Here is a 26,381-nt window from a genome sequence, read left to right on the forward strand (position 1 = left end):
GTCTTCGACCGTTCTTCCACCGAGGGTCCCCGGACAATGTGTCCGGGGACCCTCGGTGTGTGTGACCCTTGCCCTCATGCCCGTCGTAGGTGATCTGCGCGTACTCCTGCGCCTGAGGGACTTCCGCAACCTGCTCGCCGTACGGCTGCTCTCCCAGGCCGCCGACGGCGTCTACCAGGTCGCGCTCGCCACCTACGTGGTCTTCTCCCCCGAGAAGCAGACCTCGCCCGCTGCCATCGCCTCCGCCATGGCAGTACTGCTGCTGCCCTACTCGGCGATCGGGCCCTTCGCCGGGGTGCTCCTGGACCGCTGGCGCCGGCGCCAGGTCTTCCTCTACGGCAACCTGCTGCGGGCGCTGCTCGCCGGCGTGACCGGCCTGCTGATCGTCGTCCACGTCCCCGACTGGCTCTTCTATGCCTCGGCCCTGTCCGTAACGGCCGTCAACCGCTTCGTCCTGGCCGGGCTCGCCGCGTCCCTGCCCCACGTCGTCCGCACCGAGCAGCTGGTCACCGCGAACGCCCTGTCGCCCACCGCCGGGACGCTCGCGGCGGTCGCCGGCGGAGGGCTGGCCTTCCTCGTCCGGCTGCTCGCTTCGGGGTCGAACGCCCTCGTCGTCCTGCTCGGCGCCCTGCTCTACCTCTGCGCCGCCCTGGTCGCGCTGCGGCTGGCCGTCGGACTCCTCGGGCCCGATCACCGGGAAGGGCCCGAGCACCCTTCGCTCGCCCAAGGGGTCGCCCTCACCGTTCGGGGCATGGCGGAGGGTCTCAGGCACCTGGGCGGCCGCCGGGACGCCGCCAGGGCGCTGACCTCGATGACCCTGATGCGGTTCTGCTACGGCGCCCTGACCGTGATGCTGCTGATGCTGTGCCGCTACTCCTGGTCGGACAACGAGTCCGACGGACTGGCGCTGCTGGGGATCGCCGTCGGGGTGTCCGGTGCCGGGTTCTTCGCCGCCGCCGTCGTCACCCCGTGGCTGGTGAACCGGCTCGGACCGCTGGGCTGGATCGTCGCCTGCTCGGCGGCCTCGGCCGTGCTCGTGCCCGCGCTCGGGCTCTTCTTCGCGCCCGGGCCCATGCTCGTCGCCGCCTTCGTCCTCGGCCTCGCCACCCAGGGCGCCAAGATCTCCACCGACACGGTCCTGCAGTCCCGGGTGGACGACGATTACCGGGGCCGGGTCTTCTCCGTCTACGACGTGCTCTTCAACATCGCCTTCGTCGGAGCGGCCGCGGTGGCGTCCCTGATGCTCCCCGCCGACGGCCGGTCCGTCGTCCTGCTCATCAGCGTGGCCCTGCTCTACGCGGCCACCGCCGTCTTCCTGCGGCGGGGCGACGCCCTCCCCCGGCCCCCGCTGCGGGACACCCCCGGGGAAGCGCCGACCCGGTGAGGCACCGGCCCGGTGAGGCACCGGCCCGGTGAGGCACCGGCCCGGTCAGGCGTCGATGTTTCACGTGAAACATCGACGCCGTGGACCACGCGTCAGGACTGCGGAGCCTGGCCCGCCCACCACTCCTTGAGGGCCGCGACCGCCGCGTCGCGGTCCATCGGGCCGTTCTCCAGCCGCAGCTCCAGCAGGAAGGCGTACGCCTTGCCCACCACCGGGCCCGGGCCGACCTCCAGGATCTGCTGGATCTCGTTCCCGTTCAGGTCGGGGCGGATCGCGTCCAGCTCCTCCTGCTGCTGGAGCTGGGCGATCCTCTCCTCCAGGCCGTCATAGGTCCGGGAGAGCGCGGTGGCCTTGCGCTTGTTGCGCGTGGTGCAGTCCGACCGGGTCAGCTTGTGCAGCCGGTCCAGCAGCGGGCCCGCGTCGCGGACGTAGCGCCGCACAGCGGAATCGGTCCACTCCCCGTCGCCGTACCCGTGGAAGCGCAGGTGCAGCTCCACCAGCCGGGACACGTCCTTGACCATGTCGTTGGAGTACTTCAGCGCCGTCATGCGCTTCTTGGTCATCTTCGCGCCGACCACCTCGTGGTGGTGGAAGGAGACGCGGCCGTCGCTCTCGAACCGGCGGGTGCGAGGCTTGCCGATGTCGTGAAGCAGGGCGGCCAGCCGCAGCACCAGGTCCGGGCCGTCCTCCTCCAGGTCGATCGCCTGCTCCAGGACGATCAGGGAGTGGTCGTAGACGTCCTTGTGGCGGTGGTGCTCGTCACGCTCCAGCCTCAGGGCCGGCAGCTCCGGCAGCACCTGGTCGGCGAGACCGGTGTCCACGAGCAGCCCCAGGCCCTTGCGGGGGTGCTCGGACAGCAGCAGCTTGTTCAGCTCGCCCTGCACGCGCTCGGCCGAGACGATCTCGATCCGGTCGGACATCGCCTTCATCGCCGACACGACCTCGGGGGCGACCTCGAAGTCCAGCTGGGCGGCGAACCGGGCGGCGCGCAGCATGCGCAGCGGGTCGTCCGAGAAGGAGTCCTCGGGCGTGCCGGGCGTCCGCAGCACGCCGGCGGCCAGGTCCTCCAGACCGCCGTGCGGGTCGACGAACTGCTGCTCGGGGAGGGCGAGGGCCATGGCGTTCACGGTGAAGTCCCGGCGTACCAGGTCTTCCTCGATCGAGTCGCCGTAGGAGACCTCGGGCTTGCGCGAGGTGCGGTCGTACGCCTCGGAGCGGTACGTGGTCACCTCGATCTGGAACCCGTCGCGCTGCGCCCCGACGGTGCCGAAGGCGATGCCGACGTCCCAGAGCGAGTCGGCCCAGGGGCGCATGATCTTCAGGACGTCCTGGGGACGCGCATCGGTCGTGAAGTCGAGGTCGTTGCCGAGACGCCCCAGCAGCGCGTCGCGGACGGACCCGCCGACCAGGGCGAGGCGGAAGCCCGCCTCCTGGAACCGGCGGCCGAGCTCGTCGGCGACAGGAGCGACCCGCAGCAGTTCACTGACCGCGCGGCGCTGCACCTGACTCAGGGCACTGGGGTTGTCTTCATTGGCGTTCGGCACAACAGAAAAGGGTACGTGGCCCGCCCGCCGCGGGCTCCCCCGTTTCACCGGCACCCCGGCGCCGGCCGCCTCGAAGCGGAACCGATCATGTGGAGCAAGGCGCGGCACTCGCACACAGCGCTCCTCGTTACCATGCGTGGACGCAGAACCGACGACCACTGACACTTCGAGGGACGGGCGAACGCGTGGCCGAGGCGGCAGACATCCAGGGGACGGCCCCCGTCCCTGCCCGGCGCCGCTGGCTGCGGCGGGCAGTCGTCCTGCTCAGCGGGACGCCGGTGCTGGCCGCCCTGGTCTACGCTCCCGCCCCGGCCGCCCAGGCGGCCGAGTCCCAGGTCGACGTCCAGCTGATCGAGGTGTCACCGAGCGCTCCGGTCAAGAGCGACACGCTCACGATCTCCGGGACCGTGGTCAACAACGGCCCGGAGACGATCAAGAACGCCCACGTGGGCCTGCGGGTCGGGCCCAGGCTGGGAGACCGGTCGTCGATCGGGGAGGTGGCGGACCGCAAGGGCTTCCGGCCCGGTGTGGACCCGGGGGAGATCGACTCGGCCTTCGCCGTCAAGCTCGACTCGCTGACCTCCAAGGTCGGCCGGCAGTTCACGATCAAGGTGCCGGTCAACAAGCTGGACCTGGGCGCCGACGGGGTCTACCAGCTCGGCATCTCCCTGTCCGGGTCGACCGACAGCCGCCCGCACGAGCAGGTCCTGGGCATCCAGCGGACCTTCCTGCCGTGGCAGCCGGACCCCGCCGCCAAACGCTCCTCCCTCACGTACGTCTGGCCGCTGATCTCCACCACGCACGTCACGGCGGAGACCGGCTCGGACGAGCTCCAGACCCCCGTCTTCCTCGACGACTCCCTGGCGGACGAGCTGAAGCCCGGCGGGCGGCTGGAGCGGATGGTCTCGCTCGGCAAGGACCTGCCGGTCACCTGGGTCATCGACCCCGACCTGCTCACCACGGTCGACGCCATGACCAAGGGCTACCGGGTCCGCAGCGCAGACCCTGACGGCAAGCCCGTACAGGGCAGGAACAAGGCCGTCGCCGAGCAGTGGCTCAGCGCCCTGGAGACCGCCGTACAGGGCAAGAAGGTCGTCGCGCTGCCCTTCGCCGACCCCGACATCGCCTCCCTCGCGCACCACGGCAAGGACGTCTCGGGCACCCTGGGCCAGCTGCGGCCCGCTACCGACAAGGCGAAGCAGGCCGTCGAGACGGTGCTGCACGTCACCCCGTCCACCGACTTCTCCTGGCCCGTGGACGGCGCCATCGACCCCTCGATCGTCAACGTCGCCACCTCGGCCGGCGCGCACAACGTCCTGACCCGCAGCGACAGCCTCCAGGAGACCGGGGCCCTCGGCTACACCCCGACGGCAGCCCGCCCGATCGGCGCGGGCACCACGGCCGTCGTCGCCGACGCCGACCTCTCCACCGCCTTCGAGGGCGACATGGCCACCGCCGGGAACTCCACGCTCGCCGTGCAGCAGTTCCTGGCCCACAGCCTCGCCCTGAACCTGCAGAACAGCGACGAGCCGCGCAGCTACGTGGTCACCCCCCAGCGCCGGCCCACCGCCAGCCAGGCGGAGTCGATGGCCACCGCCCTGCGCGGCCTCCAGGCGGCCCGCTGGACCCAGCCCTCCGACCTGGAGGCGGCCGCCGCCGCGAAGCCCGACCCCGGCGCCGCCACCCAGGTGCCGGGCGCGGGCCAGTACCCGGAAGCCCTGAGCAAGCAGGAGCTGCCGGTCTCCGCCTTCGAGAAGATCCGCACCACGCAGAACACGCTCGACCACTTCAAGGTCATCCTGTCGGCACCGGACCGCGTCGAGATCCCCTTCGGGAACACCATGAACCGGGAGATGTCCACCTCCTGGCGCGGCCGCCCCGAGGAGGCCGCCGCCTACCGCGACCAGGTCCAGGCCTACCTGGTCGGGCTGACCGACAAGGTCAAGGTCGTCCCCAAGTCCGACGCGACCCTGTCCGGCCACAGCGCGACCATCCCGGTCAGCGTGCAGAACAGCCTCGTCCAGGACGTCCACAACCTGGTGCTGCGGGTGAAGTCCGCCAATCCCACCCGTCTGATGTTCCGCGACGGCGGCCAGGCGGAAGAGGAAGTCACCGTTCAGGGCGGCCACAGCCAGACGGTAAAGTTCACCGCCAACGCCACCGCGAGTGGTCCGGTCGAGGTCACCGCGCGCCTGTACACGAAGGACGGCGTGCCGTACGGCAAGGAACGCAAGTTCACGGTCGAGGCCACCGAGATCACCCCCACCGTCATGCTCGTCATCGCCGGCGGTGTGCTCCTCCTCGTCCTGGCGGGCATCAAGATGTACGCCAGCCGCAAGCGCGTCGCCGCGCGGGCGGCCGCCGAGGAGAGCACGCAGCCGAGTGACGAGTCCACGGACACCGGACCGCAAAGCACCGAGGGGTCCGGCACGGGTGAGACAGTGGACCGTTGAGCGATGCCGTGGCCGGTCGGCCTGGGGACGATGAGGTGGGGTTGCGATGAACGCGCCGTACGACGGTGACCGCGCGCAGGGCACTGGCGGGCACATGCCCGCTCAGGGCACTGCCCCGGGCGCTCCGGTGCCCGGACAGGTTCCGGCGCCCGCGCCCGCGCCGGAGCACGACCCGTACGTCCAGGACGCCTACGGCTACGACCCCTACCGGTCGCAGGACCTCTCGGCCCAGGACCCCGTGACCGAGGCCCTCTACGACCGGGCCTCGCACCCCCCGCCGCCGCCGGGCACCTACCAGGAGCCCGGCCCGCTGTACGCGGCCCCGCAGGCGCCCTCGCACGGCCCCGACCCGCGCGTCTGGGCCCAGACCCCGCCGCCGGAGCCGGACGGCCCCTCCCGCCACCTGCCCTACGGCGACCACGCGGCGACGACGCAGTTCGTCGGAGTGGACTCGCTCGTGACCAGGGCGTCCGAGGAGGAGCCCGAGCCGGACGCCTTCACGCACCTGTACCGGGACCAGCAGGCGGCCCCCGGCGTCCCCGCCGAGGAAGCCCCGGTCGCGGCCCCGGCACCGAGCAAGCCCGCGGGGAAGGCCGCCGGACTGCTCAAGTCGAGCGCCCTGATGGCCGCCGGCACGATCGTCTCCCGCATCACCGGCTTCGCCCGCACCCTGGTGATCGCCGGCGCCATCGGCGTCGCCTCCCTCAACGACTCCTACCAGGTCGCCAACACCCTGCCGACGATGATCTACGTCCTCGTCGGCGGCGGCGCCCTCAACGCGGTCTTCATCCCGCAGCTCGTCCGGGCCATGAAGAACGACGACGACGGCGGCGAGGCCTACGCCAACCGCCTGCTGACCCTCGTGGTGGTCCTGCTGGGCGCGGTCACCACGATCTGCGTGCTGGCGGCCCCGCTCTTCATCGGCATGATGTCGCAGAAGATCGCCGACAACCCGCAGCGCATGGACGTCGCGGTGGCCTTCGCGCAGTACTGCCTGCCCACCATGTTCTTCATGGGCGTGCACGTGGTCCTCGGTCAGATCCTGAACGCGCGCGGCCGGTTCGGCGCGATGATGTGGACCCCGGTCCTCAACAACATCGTCGTCATCGCCACCTTCGGCACCTTCATCTGGGCCTTCGGCGGCTTCACCGCCACCGGCGTCTCCGAGGCGACCATCACGGCCGAGGGCGTCCGCCTGCTCGGCATCGGCACCCTGCTCGGCCTCGTCGTCCAGTCCCTGGCGATGCTGCCGTACCTGCGCGACGCCGGCTTCAAGATGCGCCTGCGCTTCGACTGGAAGGGCCACGGCCTCGGCAAGGCCGCCGGCCTGGCCAAGTGGACGTTCTTCTTCGTCCTCGCCAACCAGATCGGCCTGGTCGTCGTCACCCAGCTCGCCACCTGGGCCGGTGAGGTCGCCGACAAGCAGGGCCACGGCGGTACCGGCATCACCGGTTACAACTACGCCCTGCTGCTCTGGCAGATGCCCCAGGCCATCATCACCGTCTCCGTCATGACGGCCGTCCTGCCCAGGATTTCGCGCTCGGCCCACGACGGCGACGCCGCCGCGGTCCGCGACGACATCTCGTACGGCCTGCGCACCTCGGCCGTCGCGATCGTGCCCTGTGCCTTCGCCTTCCTCGCGCTGGGCGTGCCGATGTCGACGCTCCTCTACGCCAGCACCGGCGCCGACGACGCCACCAACATCGGCTTCATCCTGATGGCCTTCGGCCTCGGACTGATCCCGTACTCCGTCCAGTACGTGGTCCTGCGCGGCTTCTACGCCTACGAGGACACCCGCACCCCCTTCTACAACACGGTCATCGTGGCCGCCGTCAACGCCGGCGTCTCCGCCCTGGCCTTCTTCGTCCTCCCGGCCCGCTGGGCCGTCGTCGGCATGGCCGCCGCCTACGGCCTCGGCTACGCGGTCGGCGTCGGGGTGGCCTGGCGCCGCCTGAAGGCCCGCCTCGGCGGGGACCTCGACGGCGCCCACGTGATGCGCACCTACACCCGCCTGATCGGCGCGTGCGTCCCGGCGGCCGTCGCGGCGGGCGCCGCCGCCTACGGGGTCACCCAGGTGCTGGGGAACGGAGCGCTCGGTTCCCTCGCCGCCCTGGTCGCGGGTCTCATCGCCCTCGGCGCCGTGTTCCTCCTCGCCGCCAAGCGGATGCGGATCGAAGAGCTCAACTCCATGGTCGGAATGGTCCGCGGACGTCTGGGGCGCTGATGCGCACAACCGTCACCCCCCTTCGTGTGTCGTGCATAGCGGCGGACTGTGGGCACAATTGGCATGGCTTCGCAGACTGGCCGACAGCGCGCAACGGATGGGGAGGCAGGGACGACGGTGGCGGAACGTAGCACGGCTGCCGTCGACGTGGCCGACAACAGCGGCGACCAGCCGCTGGCCGCAGATGCGGCCAAGGCCACGGCCGACGGGGTGGACGCCCAGAACGGAAAAGCCTCGGACGGACCCATGCCCGAGAAGGACGGCGAACGCAGAAGCGCGGCACCCGCGGCCGCGCCCGAACTCCACAGCGGGCACAAGCTCGCGCGGCGCTACCGCCTGGAGGAGTGCGTCACCCGTCTGGACGGGTTCAGCAGCTGGCGTGCCATGGACGAGAAGCTGCGCCGCGCGGTGGGCGTCCACCTCCTGCCCGCCGACCACCCCCGGGCCCGCAGCGTGCTGGCTGCGGCCCGCTCCTCCGCCCTGCTCGGGGACCCCCGGTTCGTCCAGGTCCTCGACGCCGTCGAGGAGAACGACCTCGTCTACGTCGTCCACGAGTGGCTGCCCGACGCCACCGAGCTGACCTCCGTCCTCGCCGCCGGCACCCTCGAACCCCACGAGGCCTACCAGCTGGTCAGCCAGGTCTCCCAGGCGATGGCCGCCGCCCACCGCGAGGGCCTGGCCCACCTGCGTCTGACGCCCAGCGCGATACTGCGCACCTCCACGGGCCAGTACCGCATCCGCGGCCTCGCCGTGAACGCCGCCCTGCGCGGCATCACCAGCGACACCCCGCAGCGGGCCGACACCGAGGCCATCGGCGCCCTGCTGTACGCGGCGCTCACCCAGCGCTGGCCGTACGAGAACGACGCGTACGGCCTGCGCGGCCTGCCCAAGGGCGTCGGCCTGCTCGCCCCCGACCAGGTCCGCGCCGGCGTCCACCGGGGCCTCGGCGAGCTCGCCATGCGCGCCCTCGCCAACGACGGGGCCACCGCGTCCCGCCAGGAGCCCGCCTGCACCAGCCCCGAGGAGCTGGCCAAGGCCGTCGCCGCCATGCCCCGCATCCGGCCGCCGGAGCCCGCCTTCACCGCGCCCCCGGAGTACCAGCAGACCACCTACCAGCAGGGCACCTACGGGCGTCCCGCGCCGGTCGGCCTGCCCCCGGCCCAGGCGGTCCCGTCCGTCCCGCCGCCGCCGCTGCAGAGCCGCACCGGCCGCGCGCTGAAGTGGGGCGTCGCCGCCCTGCTGATCGTCGCCCTGGGCCTGGGCAGCTGGCAGCTGGCCGACAGCCTCCTGGACCACAACAAGAACAACGGGGACAACACCCAGACCCAGCAGCAGGGCCCCAATGACGCGGCGGCGAAGAAGGAGCCGGTCGCGCTCCCCATCAAGAGCGCCAAGGAGTACGCGCCGGACGGCACCCCGCAGAACGCCCGCGAGGTCGGCAATACGCACGACGGGGACCACTCCAGCTACTGGCGGACCAAGAGCTTCAGCGACGGCCCCGAGTTCAAGATCAAGGACGGCGTCGGGATCGTCTACGACCTCGGGTCCGAGCAGGAGGTCAGCGAGGCCTCGATAGCGCTGAAGCACCCGGGCGACCACACCACCCTGACGCTGTACGCGGCCGACTCCCTGAGCCCCAAGGGCGCCGTCGACCCGAAGAAGAAGATCACGGGCACGACCACCAAGGACAACAACGTCAAGCTGACCGCGGAGAAGCCGGTCAAGACGCGTTACGTCCTCGTGTGGATCACCGCCATGCCGTACGCCCCCTACGACAACTTCAGCAACGCCGGCTACAAGCAGGGCATCACGGACGTGCAGTTCAAGGGCTGACGCACGGCAGGGGAGGGGGCTCACCGTTGGACGACGCCGCGACCGGCGAGCACAGCGACCAGGATCTCCTTTCCCTGCACGTCGCCGGGGATCCCGACGCCTTCGGGGAGCTCGTGCGCCGCCACCGCGACCGGCTCTGGGCCGTCGCGCTGCGCACCCTCGGCGACCGCGAGGAGGCCGCCGACGCCGTCCAGGACGCCCTTGTCTCCGCCTACCGGGCCGCCCACACCTTCCGGGGCGACTCCGCCGTCACCACCTGGCTGCACCGGATCACCGTCAACGCCTGCCTCGACCGCGCCCGCAAGGCCGCCTCCCGCCGGACCGCGCCCCTCGACGACACGGACCGCCTGGAGCGGCTCCTGGAGCCCCACGAGTCCGCCGAGGCCCCCGCAGAGCGCGAGGACCTCCACCGCCAGCTCCTGGAGGCCCTCAGCACCCTCCCGGCCGAGCAACGGGCCGCCCTCGTCCTCGTCGACATGCAGGGATACCCCGTCGCCGACGCCGCCCGCATCCTCGACGTCCCCACCGGCACCGTGAAGAGCCGGTGCGCCCGAGGCCGGGCCAAACTCCTCCCGATGCTCACTCATCTGCGCACGAATGCCGGGGATAACACCACCACGGAGCGGGGAAGGAACCGGACGCCGGGGACAGCCGTCCCACCTGCGGCAGACCCCAGGCATCCAGAACCGGATCCAGACGCTGTGAAGGGCGGAGGTGGACGACCGTGAGCCCCACAACCGGCACGACCGGAACTGCCGGCACGACCTGGCACCCGGAGGTCTCGGAGATCTCCGACCTGACCGAAGGGCTCCTCTCCCCCTCCCGCACCGCCGAGGTGCGTGCCCATCTCGGGGACTGCGACCTGTGCGCCGACGTCCTGGCCTCCCTGGAGGAGATCCGCTCCCTCCTCGGCACCCTGCCGGGGCCCCCGCGCATGCCCTCCTCCATCGCCGGCCGGATCGACGCGGCCCTCGCCGCCGAGGCGCTCCTCGACTCGACGAGCCCCCGGGCCGAGGCAGCCCCCTCCGAACCTCACCCCGTCGGCGATGTTTCACGTGAAACATCGCCGGCAGCCCCCGGCGGTTCCGGCCGGAGCGAGGCCCTCCGGCCCTCGGGTCACCCGTCCGGCCCAACCGGACCCGGCCGTCGTCGTGCCCGGCGGCGCATCGCCGTCCTCAGCGGACTGGCCGGGGCGGCCGCCTGCGCACTCGGCGTCCTCCTGTTCAACACGCTGGGCGGCACCGCCTCGCACGACACCGCCACGCGCAACGACACGGCCCGGACCGCCGCCTCGCCCGCCCCGGGCGAGTACACGGCCCAGGGACTCCGCCAGAGCGTCCGGCAACTCCTCTCCGGCGGAGCCCCGGGCAACGCCCCGAAGACCGCACCGGGCGAGACCAGCACGACCATGGGGCTGGACGACACCACCCCCGGTCTGGCCCCTGCCGACCGGCTCGCCACCCCGGAACCCGCTCCGGTCCCGCCCTGCGTCCAGCAGGCGACCGGCCGCACGGAGCCGCCCGTCGCCGCCGAACGCGGCAGCTACCAGGGCGTCCCCGTCTACCTCGTCGTGCTGCCCCATACCGGCGACCCCGCTCAGGTGGACGCCTATCTCGTGGCCGCCGGCTGCGCGGACAACCCGGGGCAGAACCCGGACAAGCCCCTGCTGACCAGCACATATCCTCGTAACTGACGGGTATGCGGGGTGGTGCCCCGCGCGTTGAGTGGCCGGAGGGGCCGAGCGGGGAATGTGCGCGCCGTAGGATCCGTTGGGTGGGGTGAGAGTCCGCACCGGCCCCCGGTAGGCAGCACGAAGTCCGCAGAGACGAGGAAAGAACCCGTGAGCGACGTACGAAACGTGATCATCATCGGCTCCGGGCCGGCCGGTTACACGGCCGCCCTGTACACCGCACGCGCTTCGCTCAACCCCCTGGTCTTCGAGGGCGCCGTCACCGCCGGCGGTGCGCTGATGAACACCACCGAGGTCGAGAACTTCCCCGGCTTCCGCGACGGCATCATGGGTCCGGACCTCATGGACAACATGCGCGACCAGGCCGAGCGCTTCGGTGCCGAGCTCGTCCCGGACGACGTCGTCGCCGTGGACCTCACCGGTGAGATCAAGACCGTCACGGACACCGCCGGCACGGTGCACCGCGCCAAGGCCGTCATCGTCACCACCGGTTCCCAGCACCGCAAGCTCGGCCTGCCGAACGAGGACGCCCTCTCCGGACGCGGCGTCTCCTGGTGCGCCACCTGCGACGGGTTCTTCTTCAAGGACCAGGACATCGCCGTCGTCGGCGGCGGCGACACCGCGATGGAGGAGGCCACCTTCCTTTCCCGGTTCGCCAAGTCCGTCACGATCGTCCACCGCCGTGACAGCCTGCGCGCCTCGAAGACCATGCAGGACCGCGCCTTCGCCGACCCGAAGATCAAGTTCGCCTGGGACAGCGAGGTCGCCGAGATCCACGGTGAGCAGAAGCTCTCCGGCCTCACCCTGCGCAACACCAAGACCGGTGAGACCTCCGAGCTCCCCGTGACCGGCCTCTTCATCGCCGTTGGACACGACCCGCGCACCGAGCTCTTCACCGGCCAGCTCGAACTCGACGGCGAGGGCTACCTGAAGGTCGACGCCCCCTCGACGCGCACCAACCTCACCGGTGTCTTCGGCGCCGGCGACGTCGTGGACCACACCTACCGTCAGGCGATCACCGCGGCCGGCACCGGCTGCTCCGCCGCCCTCGACGCGGAGCGCTTCCTCGCGGCGCTCGCGGACGCCGAGCCGGTGACCGCGACCGTCTGACCCGCTCAGTCCCCACACCCCACACCCCGTAGAAGAGAAGGAGGCCGCTGTGGCCGGCACCCTCAAGAATGTGACCGACGCGGACTTCGACGAAGCCGTCCTGCGCAACGACAAGCCCGTACTGGTCGACTTCTGGGCCGAGTGGTGCGGCCCGTGCCGCCAGATCGCGCCCTCGCTGGAGTCCATCGCGGCCGAGTACGGCGACCAGATCGAGATCGTGAAGCTCAACATCGACCAGAACCCGGGCACGGCCGCGAAGTACGGCGTCATGTCCATCCCGACCCTGAACGTCTACCAGGGCGGCGAGGTCGTGAAGACCATCGTCGGTGCCAAGCCCAAGGCCGCCATCCTGCGCGACCTGTCGGACTTCGTCGAGGCCAAGGCCTGAGCGGATCCTGACCGGCCGGCCGTGACCACGTGAAACGGGGCCGCCCTTCCCAGGGCGGCCCCGTTCGCGTTCCCGCCGGCGCTACAACGGGCGCAGTGCCGGTTCCTTACGGGCCCTCGCCCCTCCCAGCAGGCGGTCCAGGGCCAGCTCCACGTCTTCCTTCCACGACAGCGTCGTGCGCAGCTCCAACCGCAGCCGGGGATGGGCGGGATGGGGACGTACGGTCTTGAAGCCCACCGAGAGCAGATGGTCGGCCGGCAGCAGACAGGCGGGCCGCTCCCACCGCGCTTCACCGAACGCCTCGATCGCCTTGAAGCCCCGCCGCAGCAGGTCTTTGGCGACCGTCTGGACCATCACCCGCCCCAGGCCCTGCCCCTGATACCCCGGCATGATCCATCCGGTGATCAGCTGCACCGCGTCCGGGGACACCGGGCTCGTCGGGAACGAAGCAGCCCTCGGCACATAGGCGGGCGGGGCGTAGAGCACGAACCCGACCGGGACCTCGTCCACGTAGACCACCCGGCCGCAGGAGCCCCAGTCCAGCAGGACGGCGGAGATCCAGGCCTCCTTCTCCAGCTCCGGAGTGCCCGCCTTCACGGCCGCCTCACCGGTGACGGGATCGAGCTCCCAGAACACGCAGCTCCGGCAACGCCTGGGCAGGTCCTGGAGGTTGTCCAGCGTGAGCGGTACCAACCGACGACCCATGCCCACATCGTAAGCACTGCCCCCTGCTTCTTCGAGTGTGGACGTCTCGAAGAAGCAGGGGGCGGCGAGAGGAACGGGCCGGAGCGACTACTCCCCGGAAAGGCCCTGTTCGAGGACCCGGCCCTCACCAGGCGCGAGGGTTCCCAGGATCCGTTCCAGGTCCTCCATCGAGGCGAACTCGACGGTGATCTTGCCCTTCTTCTGGCCCAGGTCCACCTTCACCCGGGTCTCGAACCGGTCCGACAGACGCGTCGCCAGCTCACTGAGCGCCGGCGACACCCGTGCCCCGGCTCTCGGACCCTTCGGCTTCACGGTGCTCGACGGCTCCGAGCCCATCAGCTGGACGATCTCCTCGACCGAGCGCACCGACAGCCCCTCGGCCACGATCCGGTGGGCGAGACGCTCCTGCTCCTCGGGGTCCTCCACCGGCAGCAGGGCCCGCGCGTGGCCCGCGAGCAGGACACCGGCGGCCACCTTCTTCTGCACCTCGGGCGAGAGCCTCAGCAGCCGGAGGGTGTTCGTGACCTGCGGGCGCGAACGTCCGATCCGGTCCGCCAGCTGGTCGTGCGTGCAGCTGAAGTCCCGGAGCAGCTGGTCGTACGCGGCCGCCTCCTCCAGGGGGTTCAGCTGCACCCGGTGCAGGTTCTCCAGGAGGGCGTCCAGCAGGAGCTTGTCGTCCTCGGTCGCCCGGATGATCGCCGGGATGCGATCCAGGCCCGCCTGACCACAGGCACGGAAACGCCGCTCACCCATGATCAGTTCATAGCGCCCGGGCTGCGTCTCCCGGACCACCACGGGCTGAAGCAGGCCCACCGTCTGGATCGAGGTCACCAGCTCGGCCAGCGCCTCGTCATCGAGATGGTCCATATTGCGCGGCTGGCGCGGGTTCGGTGAGATCGCCTCCAGCGGAAGCTCCGCGAACGTCGCCCCGGCCACCTCGTGGGCCTCCGGCTGCGGAGACGCCGTCTCAGCCGGCACCGTTTCACGTGAAACATCGGCCTGCACCAGCGCGGCGAGCTTCGCCGCGGCGATCCCCCGTTCCGACTGGAGCACCGGCACCGCCGACGGATTCGTCGACCCGGTACCCATCACCGGCGTCTTCTCCTGGGGAGCGGCCGGGATCAGCGCGCCGAGCCCCCGCCCCAGACCCCTACGTCGCTCGCTCACTGGATCCCCTCCGCCACACTCTGCGTGCTGTTCATGCCCGCGCCCAGATGGGCGTGCTGGGCGTCGTAATGGATTCCGGCTCCCCGCAGCGCGATCTCACGCGCCGCCTCCAGGTAGGAGAGGGCACCGCTGGAACCCGGGTCGTACGTCAGGACCGTCTGCCCGTAGCTCGGGGCCTCGGAGATCCGCACCGACCGCGGGATGCTGGTGCGCAGCACCTCCTTGCCGAAGTGGGTGCGCACCTCCTCCGCCACCTGCGAGGCCAGACGTGTCCTGCCGTCGTACATGGTCAGCAGGATCGTGGACACGTGCAGGGTCGGGTTCAGATGGGCCCGCACCAGGTCGACGTTGCGCAGCAGCTGTCCCAGCCCCTCCAGCGCGTAGTACTCGCACTGGATCGGGATGAGCACTTCCGCACCGGCCACGAGGGCGTTCACCGTCAGCAGGCCCAGCGAGGGCGGGCAGTCGATGAGGATGTAGTCGAGGGGCTGCTCGTACGCCTGGATCGCCCGCTGGAGCCGGCTCTCACGGGCCACCAGCGACACGAGCTCGATCTCCGCACCCGCGAGGTCGATCGTGGCCGGGGCACAGAAGAGTCCCTCCACATCCACCACCGGCTGGACGACCTCCAGCAGCGGGCGGCTGTCCACGAGCACGTCGTAGATGGACGGCACGTCCGCGTGGTGGTCGATGCCCAGGGCGGTGGAGGCGTTGCCCTGCGGGTCGAGGTCGATGACCAGGACCCGCGCCCCGTGCAGGGCCAGCGAGGCCGCCAGGTTCACGGTCGTCGTGGTCTTGCCGACGCCGCCCTTCTGGTTGGCGACGACCATGATGCGGGTCTGCGCCGGCCGCGGCAGAGCCGCACCCGTACGCCCGAGCGCATCGATCGCCTGCTGGGCGGCCTGGGCGAGCGGGGTGTCCTCGATGTCGTCGTTGTCCACGAGAGGCGGGGACGATGTTTCACGTGAAACATCCTCACCCGGCGATTCAGAGCGGGGACCGGGGACCGGATCGGCCATCGGCCCCGCGAGGTTGGCGTCGGACCGCATGGTGTCACTCTCCTCGGCAGCGGGCTCGCGATGAACAGAGCCTGCCATGCCACCCGGCTCGCGAACCAGCGGGGCCCTTACTCCTGTGGATGAATCCACCGTTGTGGACAACTCCGTCACCCCCGCGTCCTTGCGGGGGCGGGGGGCCGCAGCAGCACGGCCGCGGCTGATGATCCCGTGCAGCAGAGAGCGACGTTTCACGTGAAACACGATGCCCGGACGGGCTCTTCAGCCCGCTACGACACTCCGAAATCCATACCTATAGGGCCCAACCCGCCCCACATCGCACCAGCGACAGCACGGATCAACGGCGCCTGCGCGACCGTCCCACCCGCGCGGCCTTAGCCCGCTTGGCCGCGAACCTCACCCCACCGGGGCTTTCTCCGACCTCCACCCGGACCACCGTGGACATGGGGTCGACCACGCCCTCGCCCACGTGGAGCACCGAGGTCTTCACCACACCCAGCTTGGTCAGCGCGACCTTCGCCGAGACCAGCTCCTCCTCGGCGGTGTCGCCCTTCAGGGCCAGCATCTCGCCGTAGGGACGCAGTAGCGGCACGCCCCAGCCCGCGAGCCGGTCCAGAGGGGCCACCGCGCGGGCCGTCACCACGTGCACCGGCTGGAGCTTGCCGAGCATCTCCTCGGCCCGGCCGCGCACCACGGTGACGTGGTCCAGCCCGAGCAGCTCCACGGCCTCCTGGAGGAAGGTCGTCCGGCGCAGCAGGGGCTCCAGCAGGGTGATCTTCAGGTCCCGGCGCACCAGGGCGAGCGGGATGCCGGGCAGGCCGGCGCCGGAGCCCACGTCGCACACGGTGACGCCCTCGGGCACCACCTCGGAGAGCACCGCACAGTTCAGCAGGTGCCGCTCCCACAGGCGCGGAACCTCACGCGGCCCGATCAGGCCCCGCTTGACCCCCGCGTCCGCCAGCAGCTCCGCATACCGCACAGCTTCCGGGAAAAACTCACCGAACACCGCGCGCGCCTCTTCGGGCGCCGGGGGCGCCTCTTCAGGCGCTGCGGGAAGCTCCGCTGCCTCCGTCACGGGGACCGTCCTTCCGTACAGAACCGCTCACGCCAAAACCGTGTCGTTCAACCGTGTCGTTCAACTGCCAGGCTTACAAACTTCGGCCCCGCCTGCGACGCAGGCGGGGCCGACGCACAACATTCCGGTCAGGCCGGGAGCACAACGACGAAGCGCTGCGGCTCCTCGCCCTCGGACTCGCTCTTCAGGCCGGCGGCCGCCACGGCGTCGTGGACGACCTTGCGCTCGAAGGGGGTCATCGGGGCCAGCTTCAGCGGCTCGCCCGAGGCCTTCACGTCCGCGGCGGCCTTGGCGCCCAGCGCCGCGAGCTCCTCGCGCTTCTTCGCCCGGAAGCCCGCGATGTCCAGCATCAGACGGCTGCGGTCGCCGGTCTCCCGGTGCACGGCGAGGCGGGTCAGCTCCTGGAGGGCCTCCAGGACCTCACCGTCACGGCCCACGAGCTTCTGCAGGTCGCGGCCGCCCGAGTCGCTGACGATCGACACCGCGGCGCGGTCGGCTTCGACGTCCATGTCGATGTCGCCGTCCAGGTCGGCGATGTCCAGCAGACCCTCAAGGTAGTCGGCCGCGATCTCGCCCTCCTGCTCAAGGCGGGTGAGGGTGTCGCCACTCTCAGCGGCGGCGGTGGTGGTGCCTTCCGTCACGGGAGGGACTCCTTCTACTTCTTGGAGGGCTTGCTGGGGGGCGTCTGACGCTTGGACTTCGACTGCCGCTTCGGCTGCTGCCGCTTCGTGGCGACACCGCCGCTCGCCGCGTCCGAGTCGGCCGTGGCCTCAGAACTCTTGATCACGGAGCCGTCCGCCTGCGCCGCCATGCCCTGCTTCGTCAGCGAGGTGATGAACTTGCGCTCGTTGTCGTTGCGGTCCGGGCCCTTGGCCACGATCGCCGCGACGATCTTCTTCTTGCTGCGGCCCTTGACGGCACCGTGGGTGCCGATGTGCTTCAGCAGACGGGTCAGGTACTGGTCCTGGGCCTTGCTGCCGGGCGTCGGGTTCTGGTTGATCACGTACATCTGCTGGCCCATGGTCCACACGTTGGTGGTCAGCCAGTAGACGAGGACACCGACGGGGAAGTTGATGCCCATCACGGCGAAGATCACCGGGAAGATGTACATGAGCATCTTCTGCTGCTGCATGAAGGGCGTCTTGACCGAGAGGTCGACGTTCTTCTGCATCAGCTGGCGCTGCGTGTAGAACTGCGACAGCGACATCAGGACGATCATGACCGCGGTCACGATGCGCACGCTGGTGATCGAGGCGTCCAGGTCCGCGACCTTCTCGGCGCTGTCGGTGAACTTGGCGGCCAGCGGGGCGCCGAAGATGTGCGCCTGGCGGGCGCTCTCCAGCAGCGACTGGTTGATCACGCCGATGGTCTTGCCGTTGGCGATGCTCGCGAGCACGTGGTAGAGCGCGAAGAAGAACGGGGACTGCGCCAGGATGGGAAGGCACGAGGAGAGCGGGTTGGTACCCGTCTCCTTGTACAGCTTCATCATCTCTTCGGACTGACGCTGCTTGTCGTTCTTGTAGCGCTCCTGGATCACCTTCATCTTCGGCTGGAGCGCCTGCATGCCGCGCGTCGCCTTGATCTGCTTCACGAAGAGCGGGATCAGACAGATGCGGATCAGGACCACCAGCGACACGATGGAGAGGCCCCAGGCCCATCCACTGTCCGCACCGAAGATCGCGCCGTAGACCTTGTGGAACTGGACGATGATCCACGACACGGGTGTGGTGATAAAGCTGAACAGACTGGCAATCGTGTCCACTAATCAGGCTCCTTGAGCATTGCGAGATCTACGCAACGCACTGCGCAGCTGCTCGTGCCAACGCGGGCGTTTCCGGGGTGGGACATGATCCACACCACCCGGGGACCACGGATTGCACCGCAGGATCCGCCAGGCGGTCAGAGCCGTCCCCTTCACCGCACCATGCCGGTCGATGGCCGTGAACCCGTAGTGCGAGCACGACGGGTAGTAGCGGCACACCGGCCCGAGCAGCGGACTGATCGTCCACTGGTACAGCTTGATCAAAGCGAGCAGCGGGTACTTCATCGAGCCACGCCTCCCAGCAGCCGCGCCAGGGCGGCGTCCAGGTCGCGGGCCAGCTCGTCGACGCCGGCGTCAGCGGCTCCGGGCAGGGCCCGCACCACCACCAGGCTACCGGCGGGCAGCTGAGCCAGCCGATCACGCACCAGATGGCGCAGTCGGCGCTTGACCCGGTTGCGGACGACGGCGATGCCCACGGCCTTGCTGACGACGAAACCCGCACGCGGCGAGGGATCGACATCCCCCGGCTCGTGCGGGTCCGTTGCACCGCTTGTACGTAGGTGGACGACGAGGAGCGGGCGACCGGCCCGGCGTCCTCGGCGCACCGCGCTCGCGAAGTCCTCGCGCCGCCTCAGCCGATTCTCGGGAGACAGCACGACGTCACGACCTGCGCGTTGTTACGCGGAAAGGGCGGCGCGGCCCTTGCTGCGACGGTTCGCGAGGATCGCGCGACCGGCACGGGTACGCATCCGCAGGCGGAAGCCGTGGGTCTTGGCGCGACGGCGGTTGTTCGGCTGGAAGGTGCGCTTGCTCACTCGGGGGCTCCAGAGAATGAATCGTTGTGGCGGTACATCGCCTGGCTGTCACCGTGCGCCCACGAGGAACTCGCGTGTTCGCCCGAGTGGACACCGCTAAATGATCACAATCAGTGATCTTCGCCCATCGGTAGGCAGGCGGCAGCAGCCATCGACAACTCGACCTCGTTACGGTACGCGCGGCTACGCCATCCGGTCAAACCGAGCGCACCCTGCCCCACACTGTGCACAGGCTGTGGACAACGACTTGAACCCTACCCACCGGCCTGACTACCGTTGCCTGATCCCGGATTTTTGTCCCGACCGTCCCAAAGAACCACACATTCGTGGGACCGGGACCTGTGAGAGAGCGTGCTCTGTGGCTGACGTACCTGCCGATCTTGCCGCAGTGTGGCCACGCGTGCTCGAGAAGCTGCTCGGGGAGGGCCAGCAGGGGATCGAGCCCAAGGACAAGCAGTGGGTCGAACGATGCCAGCCCTTGGCGCTCGTCGCCGACACCGCCCTCCTCGCCGTCCCCAATGAATGGGGCAAGCGCGTTCTCGAGGGCCGCCTGGCCCCGCTCATCAGCGATGCCCTGAGCCGCGAGTGCGGCCGCCCGATCCGGATCGCCATCACCGTGGACGACTCCGCGGGCGAGCCCGCGCCGCCCGCGCCCCCCGCCCCCTCCCCGCGCGAGGGCTACGAGCCGTACGGCGGCCAGCGCCCCGGCGCCGGCGAGGACCAGCTCCCCGCCGCCCGTCCCGCGTACCCGGAGTACCAGCAGCCGCGTCCGGAGCCCGGCTCCTGGCCCCGCGGCGGCCAGGACGAGTACGGCTGGCAGCAGCAGCGCCTCGGCGGGTTCCCCGAGCGCGACCCGTACGCCTCCCCACAGCCCGGCTACCTCCAGCAGCCCGAGCCCGGCGGCTACGACCAGGGCGGCTACGAGCAGCAGAAGTACGAGCAGTCCGGCTACGAGTCCCCTTCCTACGAGTCGCAGAAGTACGAGGGGCAGAAGTACGAGTCCCAGCCGTACGAACCGCAGTCGTACGAGCCCCCGTCGTACGAGCAGCAGCAGTACGAGCAGCCGGCCGCGCGCCCCGCGCCCGGGCGCCCGACGCCCGCGCCTCCGCCGTCGGCACCCTCCGGCGGCTCGACCTCGGGCCCGCTGGAGCCGACCGCCCGCCTGAACCCCAAGTACCTCTTCGACACCTTCGTCATCGGCGCCTCCAACCGCTTCGCGCACGCCGCCGCGGTGGCCGTCGCCGAGGCGCCGGCGAAGGCGTACAACCCCCTTTTCATCTACGGGGAGTCGGGACTCGGCAAGACGCACCTGCTGCACGCCATCGGGCACTACGCGCGGAGCCTGTACCCCGGCACCCGCGTGCGGTACGTGAGCTCCGAGGAGTTCACCAACGAGTTCATCAACTCCATCCGCGACGGCAAGGGCGACGCCTTCCGCAAGCGCTACCGCGAGATGGACATCCTGCTGGTCGACGACATCCAGTTCCTCGCGAGCAAGGAGTCGACGCAGGAGGAGTTCTTCCACACCTTCAACACGCTCCACAACGCCAACAAGCAGATCGTGCTCTCCTCCGACCGGCCGCCCAAGCAGCTCGTCACCCTGGAGGACCGGCTCCGCAACCGCTTCGAGTGGGGCCTGATCACCGACGTCCAGCCGCCCGAGCTGGAGACCCGTATCGCGATCCTGCGCAAGAAGGCCGTCCAGGAGCAGCTCAACGCCCCGCCGGAGGTACTGGAGTTCATCGCCTCGCGGATCTCGCGCAACATCCGCGAGCTGGAGGGGGCGCTGATCCGCGTCACCGCCTTCGCGAGCCTCAACCGTCAGCCGGTGGACCTGGGCCTGACGGAGGACGTCCTCAAGAACCTGATCCCGGGCGGCGAGGACAGCGCGCCCGAGATCACCGCCTCCGACATCATGGCGGCCACCGCCGACTACTTCGGGCTCACCGTGGACGACCTGTGCGGCTCCTCGCGCAGCCGGGTCCTGGTGACCGCCCGGCAGATCGCCATGTACCTGTGCCGGGAGCTCACGGACCTGTCCCTGCCGAAGATCGGGGCCCAGTTCGGCGGCCGCGACCACACCACCGTCATGCACGCGGACCGCAAGATCCGTGCCCTGATGGCGGAGCGCCGCTCCATCTACAACCAGGTCACGGAGCTCACCAACCGCATCAAGAACGGCTGACACGGCCCCTCCGGGGCCCTGCTGGCGGCCCCTCAAACTCCACGACAGGGCGCTTCCGGATCGAACCGGGGGCGCCCTTCTTCGTCCGTGCGCCCCTGCTCTGTTCGAATGCGCCCCTGGGAAGGCCCGTCATCCACAGATTCCCCGGTTTTCTTCCGTCCACAGCCTGAGGACAGTCCACATCGCCCACAATCTGTCCACAGGGGTGCGGGTTGAGGACCCATCAGAGCAGGTCAGCAGCCTGTGGAATTGTGAGCAAGCGCCATCCACAGCCTGTGGACAGAAAAATCATCCACAGGCTCATCCACTCCTCTGTCCACCGCCGACTCACAGGTTCCCGCATCCTGTGCACAGGTTCCCGACGGTTCTCCACACCGTTGTCCACTGTTCGGCAACAGCACACCCGGGCTCACCGCCCCGAGTGAAAGCGGTCACACGGATGTCGACGTTTGGTCTGTGGACTTCTGGGGAAAAGCTGGGGACACACCTGTGGAGTAGTGGGGGTCCCCTGGGGACGGCCTGTGCAGAAGTTTTCGTTCTCCACAGAGACACCGTGTTGTCCACCGGTGCCACCCACAGGCTGTGGGGATAAAAAACCGGGCCTGACCTGGGAGAACGGGCTTATCCACCGTTTCCACAGGCCCTACTACTACCCCCATGGAGAGTTAGGCCGGTTTCGGTTTTCAAGCAGGTCCTGTGCACAACTCGCCGGACGGCCGTCCCGACTCCTCGCTCCCGACTTGACCGCCAGCCGCGACGACTGTCGGCGCCGTACGTCAGACTGGTCCCCGGCATCGGTCGAGGCATCGACGAGCCGACGACGAAGGCCGGCAGACGAGCGAGCAACAGCAGGAGGCGGTTCCGGTGAAGATCCGGGTGGAGCGCGACGTACTCGCGGAGGCGGTGGCCTGGGCTGCACGCAGCCTCCCGGCCCGGCCGCCGGTGCCCGTACTCGCGGGCCTGCTGCTGAAGGCCGAGGAGGGCACGCTGTCCCTCTCCGGCTTCGACTACGAGGTCTCGGCCCGCGTCTCCGTCGAGGCGGACGTGGAGGAGGACGGCACCGTCCTGGTCTCCGGCCGGCTCCTCGCCGACATCTGCCGCGCCCTCCCCAACCGGCCGGTGGAGATTTCCACAGACGGTGTACGGGCCACCGTGGTCTGCGGCTCCTCGCGGTTCACACTCCACACCCTGCCTGTGGAGGAGTACCCGGCACTCCCGCAGATGCCGACCGCGACCGGCACCGTGCCCGGCGAGGTCTTCGCCTCCGCCGCCGCCCAGGTGGCCATCGCCGCCGGCCGTGACGACACGCTGCCCGTGCTGACCGGTGTCCGCATCGAGATCGAGGGCGACCGCGTCACCCTGGCCTCCACCGACCGCTACCGCTTCGCGGTCCGCGAGTTCCTGTGGAAGCCCGAGAACCCGGACGCCTCGGCCGTGGCCCTGGTCCCCGCGAAGACCCTCCTCGACACCGCCAAGTCCCTCACCAGCGGCGACACGGTCACCCTGGCGCTCTCCGGCTCCGGCCAGGGCGAGGGCCTCATCGGCTTCGAGGGCGCGGGCCGCCGCACCACCACCCGCCTCCTCGAGGGCGACCTGCCGAAGTACCGCACGCTCTTCCCGACGGAGTTCAACTCGGTCGCCGTGATCGAGACCGCCCCGTTCGTCGAGGCCGTCAAGCGCGTGGCCCTGGTCGCCGAGCGCAACACTCCCGTCCGCCTCAGCTTCGAGCAGGGCGTCCTCATCCTGGAGGCCGGCTCCAGTGACGATGCACAGGCTGTGGAGCGCGTCGACGCGAAGCTGGAGGGCGACGACATCTCGATCGCCTTCAACCCGACCTTCCTGCTCGACGGCCTGAGCGCGATCGACTCGCCCGCCGCCCAGCTCAGCTTCACCACCTCGACCAAGCCCGCGCTGCTCAGCGGCCGTCCGGCGGTCGACGCGGAGGCCGACGAGGCCTACAAGTACCTGATCATGCCGGTCCGCCTTTCGGGCTGACCGCTCCTGCCGTACAGCACGGCGCCAAGGCCCGGTCTCGCAGCGCGAGTGCCGGGCCCGGCGCCGTCCGGAGCAGCCCGACGCCAAGGCCCGGCGTAGGCTCGGACCCGGCGGGCGACCCAGGAAAAACGACCGGAAACCACCGGTACCGGGGGAGCCCCGTACAGACGGCCCCAACGCTTAAGGAACCCACCTGATGGAGCTCGGTCTCGTCGGTCTCGGCAAGATGGGCGGCAACATGCGCGAGCGCATCCGCCGCGCAGGCCACACCGTCATCGGATACGACCGCAACCCGGACCTCGCCGATGTCCACAGCCTGCAGGAGCTTGTGGACGGCCTGCAGTCCCCCCGCGTCGTGTGGGTGATGGTCCCCGCGGGGGCCGCGACGCAGTCCACCGTCGACGAGCTGGCGGAGCTGCTCTCCCCCGGCGACATCGTCGTCGACGGCGGCAACTCGCGCTGGACCGACGACGAGAAGCACGCCGAGGAGCTGAAGGCCAAGGGCATCGGCTTCGTCGACTGCGGCGTCTCCGGCGGCGTCTGGGGCCTGGAGAACGGCTACGCGCTGATGTACGGCGGCGACGAGAAGCACGTCGCCGCGGTCCAGCCGATCTTCGACGCCCTCAAGCCCGAGGGCGACTTCGGCTCCGTGCACGCCGGCAAGGTCGGCGCGGGCCACTTCGCGAAGATGGTCCACAACGGCATCGAGTACGCCATGATGCAGGCCTACGCCGAGGGCTGGGAGCTCCTGGAGAAGGTCGACTCCGTCACCGACGTCCGCGAGGTGTTCCGGTCCTGGCAGCAGGGCACGGTCATCCGCTCCTGGCTGCTCGACCTCGCCGTCAACGCCCTGGACGAGGACGAGCACCTCGACCGGCTCAAGGGCTTCGCCCAGGACTCGGGCGAAGGCCGCTGGACCGTCGAGGCCGCCATCGACAACGCGGTCCCGCTGCCGGCGATCACGGCCTCGCTGTTCGCCCGGTTCGCGTCCCGCCAGGACGACTCGCCGCAGATGAAGATGATCGCCGCGCTGCGCAACCAGTTCGGCGGCCACGCGGTCGAGAAGAAGTAAGCGCGCCGGGGCACCACGCCACACGGCAGCACAGCACCACAGAGCACAGCAGCGGGAAGCCGGGGGAGGTCGGCGCCACATGCACGTCTCGCATCTCTCACTGGCCGACTTCCGCTCGTACGCCCGGGCCGAGGTCCCCCTCGGCCCGGGCGTCACGGCTTTCGTGGGCCCCAACGGCCAGGGCAAGACCAACCTCGTCGAGGCCATCGGCTACCTGGCCACCCTGGGCAGCCACCGCGTCTCCTCGGACGCCCCGCTCGTCCGCATGGGCGCCGACCGGGCCGTCATCCGGGCCGCCGTCACCCAGGGCGAACGCCGGCAGCTCGTCGAACTCGAACTGAACCCGGGGCGCGCCAACCGCGCCCGCATCAACAGGTCCTCCCAGGTCAGACCCCGGGACGTGCTGGGGATCGTACGCACCGTGCTGTTCGCCCCGGAGGACCTCGCCCTGGTCAAGGGCGACCCCGGAGAGCGGCGCCGCTTCCTCGACGAGCTCGTGACGGCCCGCTCACCGCGCATGGCGGCCGTCCGCTCCGACTACGAGCGCGTGCTCAAGCAGCGCAACACCCTCCTGAAGTCCGCCGCGATGGCCCGCCGCCACGGCGGCCGCTCCATGGACCTCTCCACCCTGGACGTCTGGGACCAGCACCTCGCGCGCGCCGGAGCCGAGCTGCTCGCCCAGCGCCTCGACCTGATCGCCACCCTGCTCCCGCTCGCCGACAAGGCGTACGAACAGCTCGCGCCCGGGGGCGGCCCGCTCGGCCTCACGTACAAGTCCTCCGCCGGCGAGGCCGTGGACAGCGGCGCGGCCCGCGGTCGCGAGGAGCTCTACGAGGTGCTGCTCGCCACCCTCTCCCAGGTCCGCAAGCAGGAGATCGAACGCGGCGTGACCCTGGCCGGACCGCACCGGGACGACCTCCTGCTGCGCCTCGGCGAGCTGCCCGCCAAGGGGTACGCCAGCCACGGCGAGTCCTGGTCCTACGCGTTGGCCCTGCGCCTGGCCTCGTACGAGCTGCTGCGCACGGAGGGGGCGGAGCCGGTGCTGATCCTGGACGACGTCTTCGCGGAGCTGGACGCGCGCCGCCGCGAGCGGCTCGCGGAACTGGTGGCCGCCGGCGAGCAGGTCCTGGTGACGGCGGCGGTGGACGACGACGTTCCCGGCGTGCTGACCGGCACGCGCTTCGGGGTGTCCGGCGGTGAGGTGACCCGGCTGTGAACGACGGCGAGAAGCGGCACGAGCGCAAGGCCCCCGAACGGTCCGGCGTGGACCTGGCCCGCCAGGCCCTCGCGGCCGCGCGCGAGCAGGCCCGCGCCCGGGGCAACGCGGCGGTCGGGAAGAAGCGCCAGCAGCAGCCCGGGCTGCGCTCGGGCGCCCGCGCCGACGGCCGGGACCCGATGCCGCTGATGGCGGCCCTGGACCGGCTGCGCACGGAGCGCGGCTGGGAGATGCCGATCGCGGTGGCCGGGGTGATGGAGCGCTGGGCGGAGATCGTCGGCCCGGAGATCGCCGCGCACTGCGAACCGGAACGCTACGAGGAGCGTGAACTCCTCGTGCGGTGCGATTCCTCGGCCTGGGCCGCGCAGCTGAAGCTGCTGGCCCCGCAGCTGGTGGCGCGGCTCAACGCGGAACTCGGCCAGGGCACGGTCCGGCTGATCAAGGTCCAGGGCCCCGGCGGCCGCCCCAAGCGGTACGGGCCCTGGCGCGCCCCGGGCAGCACCGGCCCCGGCGACACCTACGGCTGACCGGATCCCGGACCCGGCCGACCGGAATCCGGCGGTCCCCTCCCGGCGCCCCGGCCGGACCGGGTTCCGGCCTGCGTCCGAACGGGTTCCGGCCACCGTCGGCGGGGCCGGCGCGGGTGGCGTCCCTCACGGTAGTGGAAGGTTGACAGCCCGAAGCGCTGGACGCCCGCGTGAGCCTCTTTGAGCCCCTCCCCGGATATGGGGAGTCTCAGAGAGGAGG

The 26,381-nt window shown here is 70.5% G+C and carries 23 protein-coding genes; 13 read left to right on the plus strand and 10 right to left on the minus strand.

Annotated features, from left to right (window positions below; translation table 11 throughout):
* Window positions 1-76 precede the first annotated feature (76 nt).
* Complete coding sequence (locus AC069X_RS09365) at window positions 77-1,384, plus strand: MFS transporter (RefSeq protein WP_478726732.1); 1,308 nt, start codon at window positions 77-79, stop codon at window positions 1,382-1,384.
* 92 nt (window positions 1,385-1,476) lie between these two features.
* Here the strand turns inward: AC069X_RS09365 and AC069X_RS09370 are convergent, their stop codons facing one another.
* On the minus strand, window positions 1,477-2,928 hold the full coding sequence (locus AC069X_RS09370; protein WP_478726734.1) for a CCA tRNA nucleotidyltransferase: 1,452 nt from the start codon (window positions 2,926-2,928) through the stop codon (window positions 1,477-1,479).
* A gap of 185 nt (window positions 2,929-3,113) precedes the next feature.
* On the opposite strand from AC069X_RS09370, the gene AC069X_RS09375 reads away from it, so the two are divergent.
* The 7 genes from AC069X_RS09375 (at window position 3,114) to trxA (ending at window position 12,626) form a co-directional block, all read left to right on the plus strand.
* On the plus strand, window positions 3,114-5,381 hold the full coding sequence (locus AC069X_RS09375; protein ID WP_478726736.1) for a DUF6049 family protein: 2,268 nt from the start codon (window positions 3,114-3,116) through the stop codon (window positions 5,379-5,381).
* 46 nt (window positions 5,382-5,427) lie between these two features.
* Window positions 5,428-7,605 carry a murein biosynthesis integral membrane protein MurJ gene (gene murJ / locus AC069X_RS09380; protein WP_478726738.1) on the plus strand — a complete coding sequence of 726 codons (2,178 nt, stop codon included), beginning with the start codon at window positions 5,428-5,430 and terminating at the stop codon, window positions 7,603-7,605.
* Window positions 7,606-7,722: 117 nt separating this feature from the next.
* On the plus strand, window positions 7,723-9,438 hold the full coding sequence (locus AC069X_RS09385; protein WP_478726739.1) for a protein kinase family protein: 1,716 nt from the start codon (window positions 7,723-7,725) through the stop codon (window positions 9,436-9,438).
* Between the two features lie 26 nt (window positions 9,439-9,464).
* The gene (gene sigM, locus AC069X_RS09390) at window positions 9,465-10,166 is read left to right on the plus strand and encodes an RNA polymerase sigma factor SigM (RefSeq protein ID WP_478726741.1); all 702 of its coding nucleotides are present in this window, start codon (window positions 9,465-9,467) and stop codon (window positions 10,164-10,166) included.
* Window positions 10,163-11,131 (plus strand): anti-sigma factor family protein, encoded by a 969-nt coding sequence (locus AC069X_RS09395; protein ID WP_478726743.1) that lies wholly within the window; start codon window positions 10,163-10,165, stop codon window positions 11,129-11,131. The genes sigM and AC069X_RS09395 overlap by 4 nt, the downstream gene beginning before the upstream one ends.
* A gap of 147 nt (window positions 11,132-11,278) precedes the next feature.
* Window positions 11,279-12,238, plus strand: a complete 960-nt coding sequence (gene trxB / locus AC069X_RS09400; protein WP_478726745.1) for a thioredoxin-disulfide reductase — start codon at window positions 11,279-11,281, stop codon at window positions 12,236-12,238.
* A gap of 49 nt (window positions 12,239-12,287) precedes the next feature.
* Window positions 12,288-12,626, plus strand: a complete 339-nt coding sequence (gene trxA / locus AC069X_RS09405; protein ID WP_478726747.1) for a thioredoxin — start codon at window positions 12,288-12,290, stop codon at window positions 12,624-12,626.
* A gap of 81 nt (window positions 12,627-12,707) precedes the next feature.
* On the opposite strand, the gene AC069X_RS09410 is transcribed toward trxA, so the two are convergent.
* The 9 genes from AC069X_RS09410 to rpmH all read right to left on the minus strand — a co-directional run bounded on the left by AC069X_RS09410 (window position 12,708) and on the right by rpmH (window position 19,166).
* Entirely contained in the window at window positions 12,708-13,331 is a 624-nt protein-coding gene (locus AC069X_RS09410; RefSeq protein WP_468164039.1) for a GNAT family N-acetyltransferase, read from the minus strand.
* 87 nt (window positions 13,332-13,418) lie between these two features.
* Window positions 13,419-14,498 (minus strand): ParB/RepB/Spo0J family partition protein, encoded by a 1,080-nt coding sequence (locus AC069X_RS09415; protein ID WP_478726749.1) that lies wholly within the window; start codon window positions 14,496-14,498, stop codon window positions 13,419-13,421.
* Complete coding sequence (locus AC069X_RS09420; RefSeq protein ID WP_478726751.1) at window positions 14,495-15,595, minus strand: ParA family protein; 1,101 nt, start codon at window positions 15,593-15,595, stop codon at window positions 14,495-14,497. Before AC069X_RS09420 ends, AC069X_RS09415 begins: the two co-directional genes overlap by 4 nt.
* A gap of 256 nt (window positions 15,596-15,851) precedes the next feature.
* Entirely contained in the window at window positions 15,852-16,589 is a 738-nt protein-coding gene (gene rsmG / locus AC069X_RS09425; protein ID WP_478726753.1) for a 16S rRNA (guanine(527)-N(7))-methyltransferase RsmG, read from the minus strand.
* Window positions 16,590-16,717: 128 nt separating this feature from the next.
* Window positions 16,718-17,230: a Jag family protein gene (locus AC069X_RS09430; RefSeq protein WP_362456712.1), complete on the minus strand. Its 513-nt coding sequence runs from the start codon at window positions 17,228-17,230 to the stop codon at window positions 16,718-16,720.
* 14 nt (window positions 17,231-17,244) lie between these two features.
* The gene (gene yidC, locus AC069X_RS09435; RefSeq protein ID WP_478726755.1) at window positions 17,245-18,351 is read right to left on the minus strand and encodes a membrane protein insertase YidC; all 1,107 of its coding nucleotides are present in this window, start codon (window positions 18,349-18,351) and stop codon (window positions 17,245-17,247) included.
* A 3-nt stretch (window positions 18,352-18,354) separates the two neighbouring features.
* Window positions 18,355-18,636, minus strand: a complete 282-nt coding sequence (gene yidD, locus AC069X_RS09440; RefSeq protein ID WP_007265231.1) for a membrane protein insertion efficiency factor YidD — start codon at window positions 18,634-18,636, stop codon at window positions 18,355-18,357.
* The gene (rnpA, locus tag AC069X_RS09445) at window positions 18,633-19,007 is read right to left on the minus strand and encodes a ribonuclease P protein component (protein ID WP_125595682.1); all 375 of its coding nucleotides are present in this window, start codon (window positions 19,005-19,007) and stop codon (window positions 18,633-18,635) included. The genes yidD and rnpA overlap by 4 nt, the downstream gene beginning before the upstream one ends.
* 21 nt (window positions 19,008-19,028) lie before the next feature.
* Window positions 19,029-19,166, minus strand: coding sequence for a 50S ribosomal protein L34 (rpmH, locus tag AC069X_RS09450; RefSeq protein WP_018547628.1), 138 nt, complete (start codon window positions 19,164-19,166; stop codon window positions 19,029-19,031).
* Between the two features lie 358 nt (window positions 19,167-19,524).
* Here rpmH and dnaA point away from each other — a divergent pair, with 358 nt between their 5' ends.
* The 5 genes from dnaA to AC069X_RS09475 all read left to right on the plus strand — a co-directional run bounded on the left by dnaA (window position 19,525) and on the right by AC069X_RS09475 (window position 26,161).
* On the plus strand, window positions 19,525-21,351 hold the full coding sequence (gene dnaA / locus AC069X_RS09455) for a chromosomal replication initiator protein DnaA (protein WP_478726757.1): 1,827 nt from the start codon (window positions 19,525-19,527) through the stop codon (window positions 21,349-21,351).
* Window positions 21,352-22,215: 864 nt separating this feature from the next.
* A complete protein-coding gene (gene dnaN, locus AC069X_RS09460; RefSeq protein WP_478726759.1) occupies window positions 22,216-23,346 on the plus strand; it encodes a DNA polymerase III subunit beta in 1,131 nt (376 codons plus the stop codon).
* A 196-nt stretch (window positions 23,347-23,542) separates the two neighbouring features.
* Window positions 23,543-24,418, plus strand: a complete 876-nt coding sequence (gene gnd, locus AC069X_RS09465) for a phosphogluconate dehydrogenase (NAD(+)-dependent, decarboxylating) (protein ID WP_478726761.1) — start codon at window positions 23,543-23,545, stop codon at window positions 24,416-24,418.
* A 79-nt stretch (window positions 24,419-24,497) separates the two neighbouring features.
* A complete protein-coding gene (gene recF, locus AC069X_RS09470; RefSeq protein ID WP_478726762.1) occupies window positions 24,498-25,634 on the plus strand; it encodes a DNA replication/repair protein RecF in 1,137 nt (378 codons plus the stop codon).
* Window positions 25,631-26,161, plus strand: coding sequence for a DciA family protein (locus AC069X_RS09475; RefSeq protein ID WP_478726764.1), 531 nt, complete (start codon window positions 25,631-25,633; stop codon window positions 26,159-26,161). Before recF ends, AC069X_RS09475 begins: the two co-directional genes overlap by 4 nt.
* Window positions 26,162-26,381 lie beyond the last annotated feature (220 nt).

This window comes from Streptomyces sp. NPDC043896, assembly GCF_056435605.1.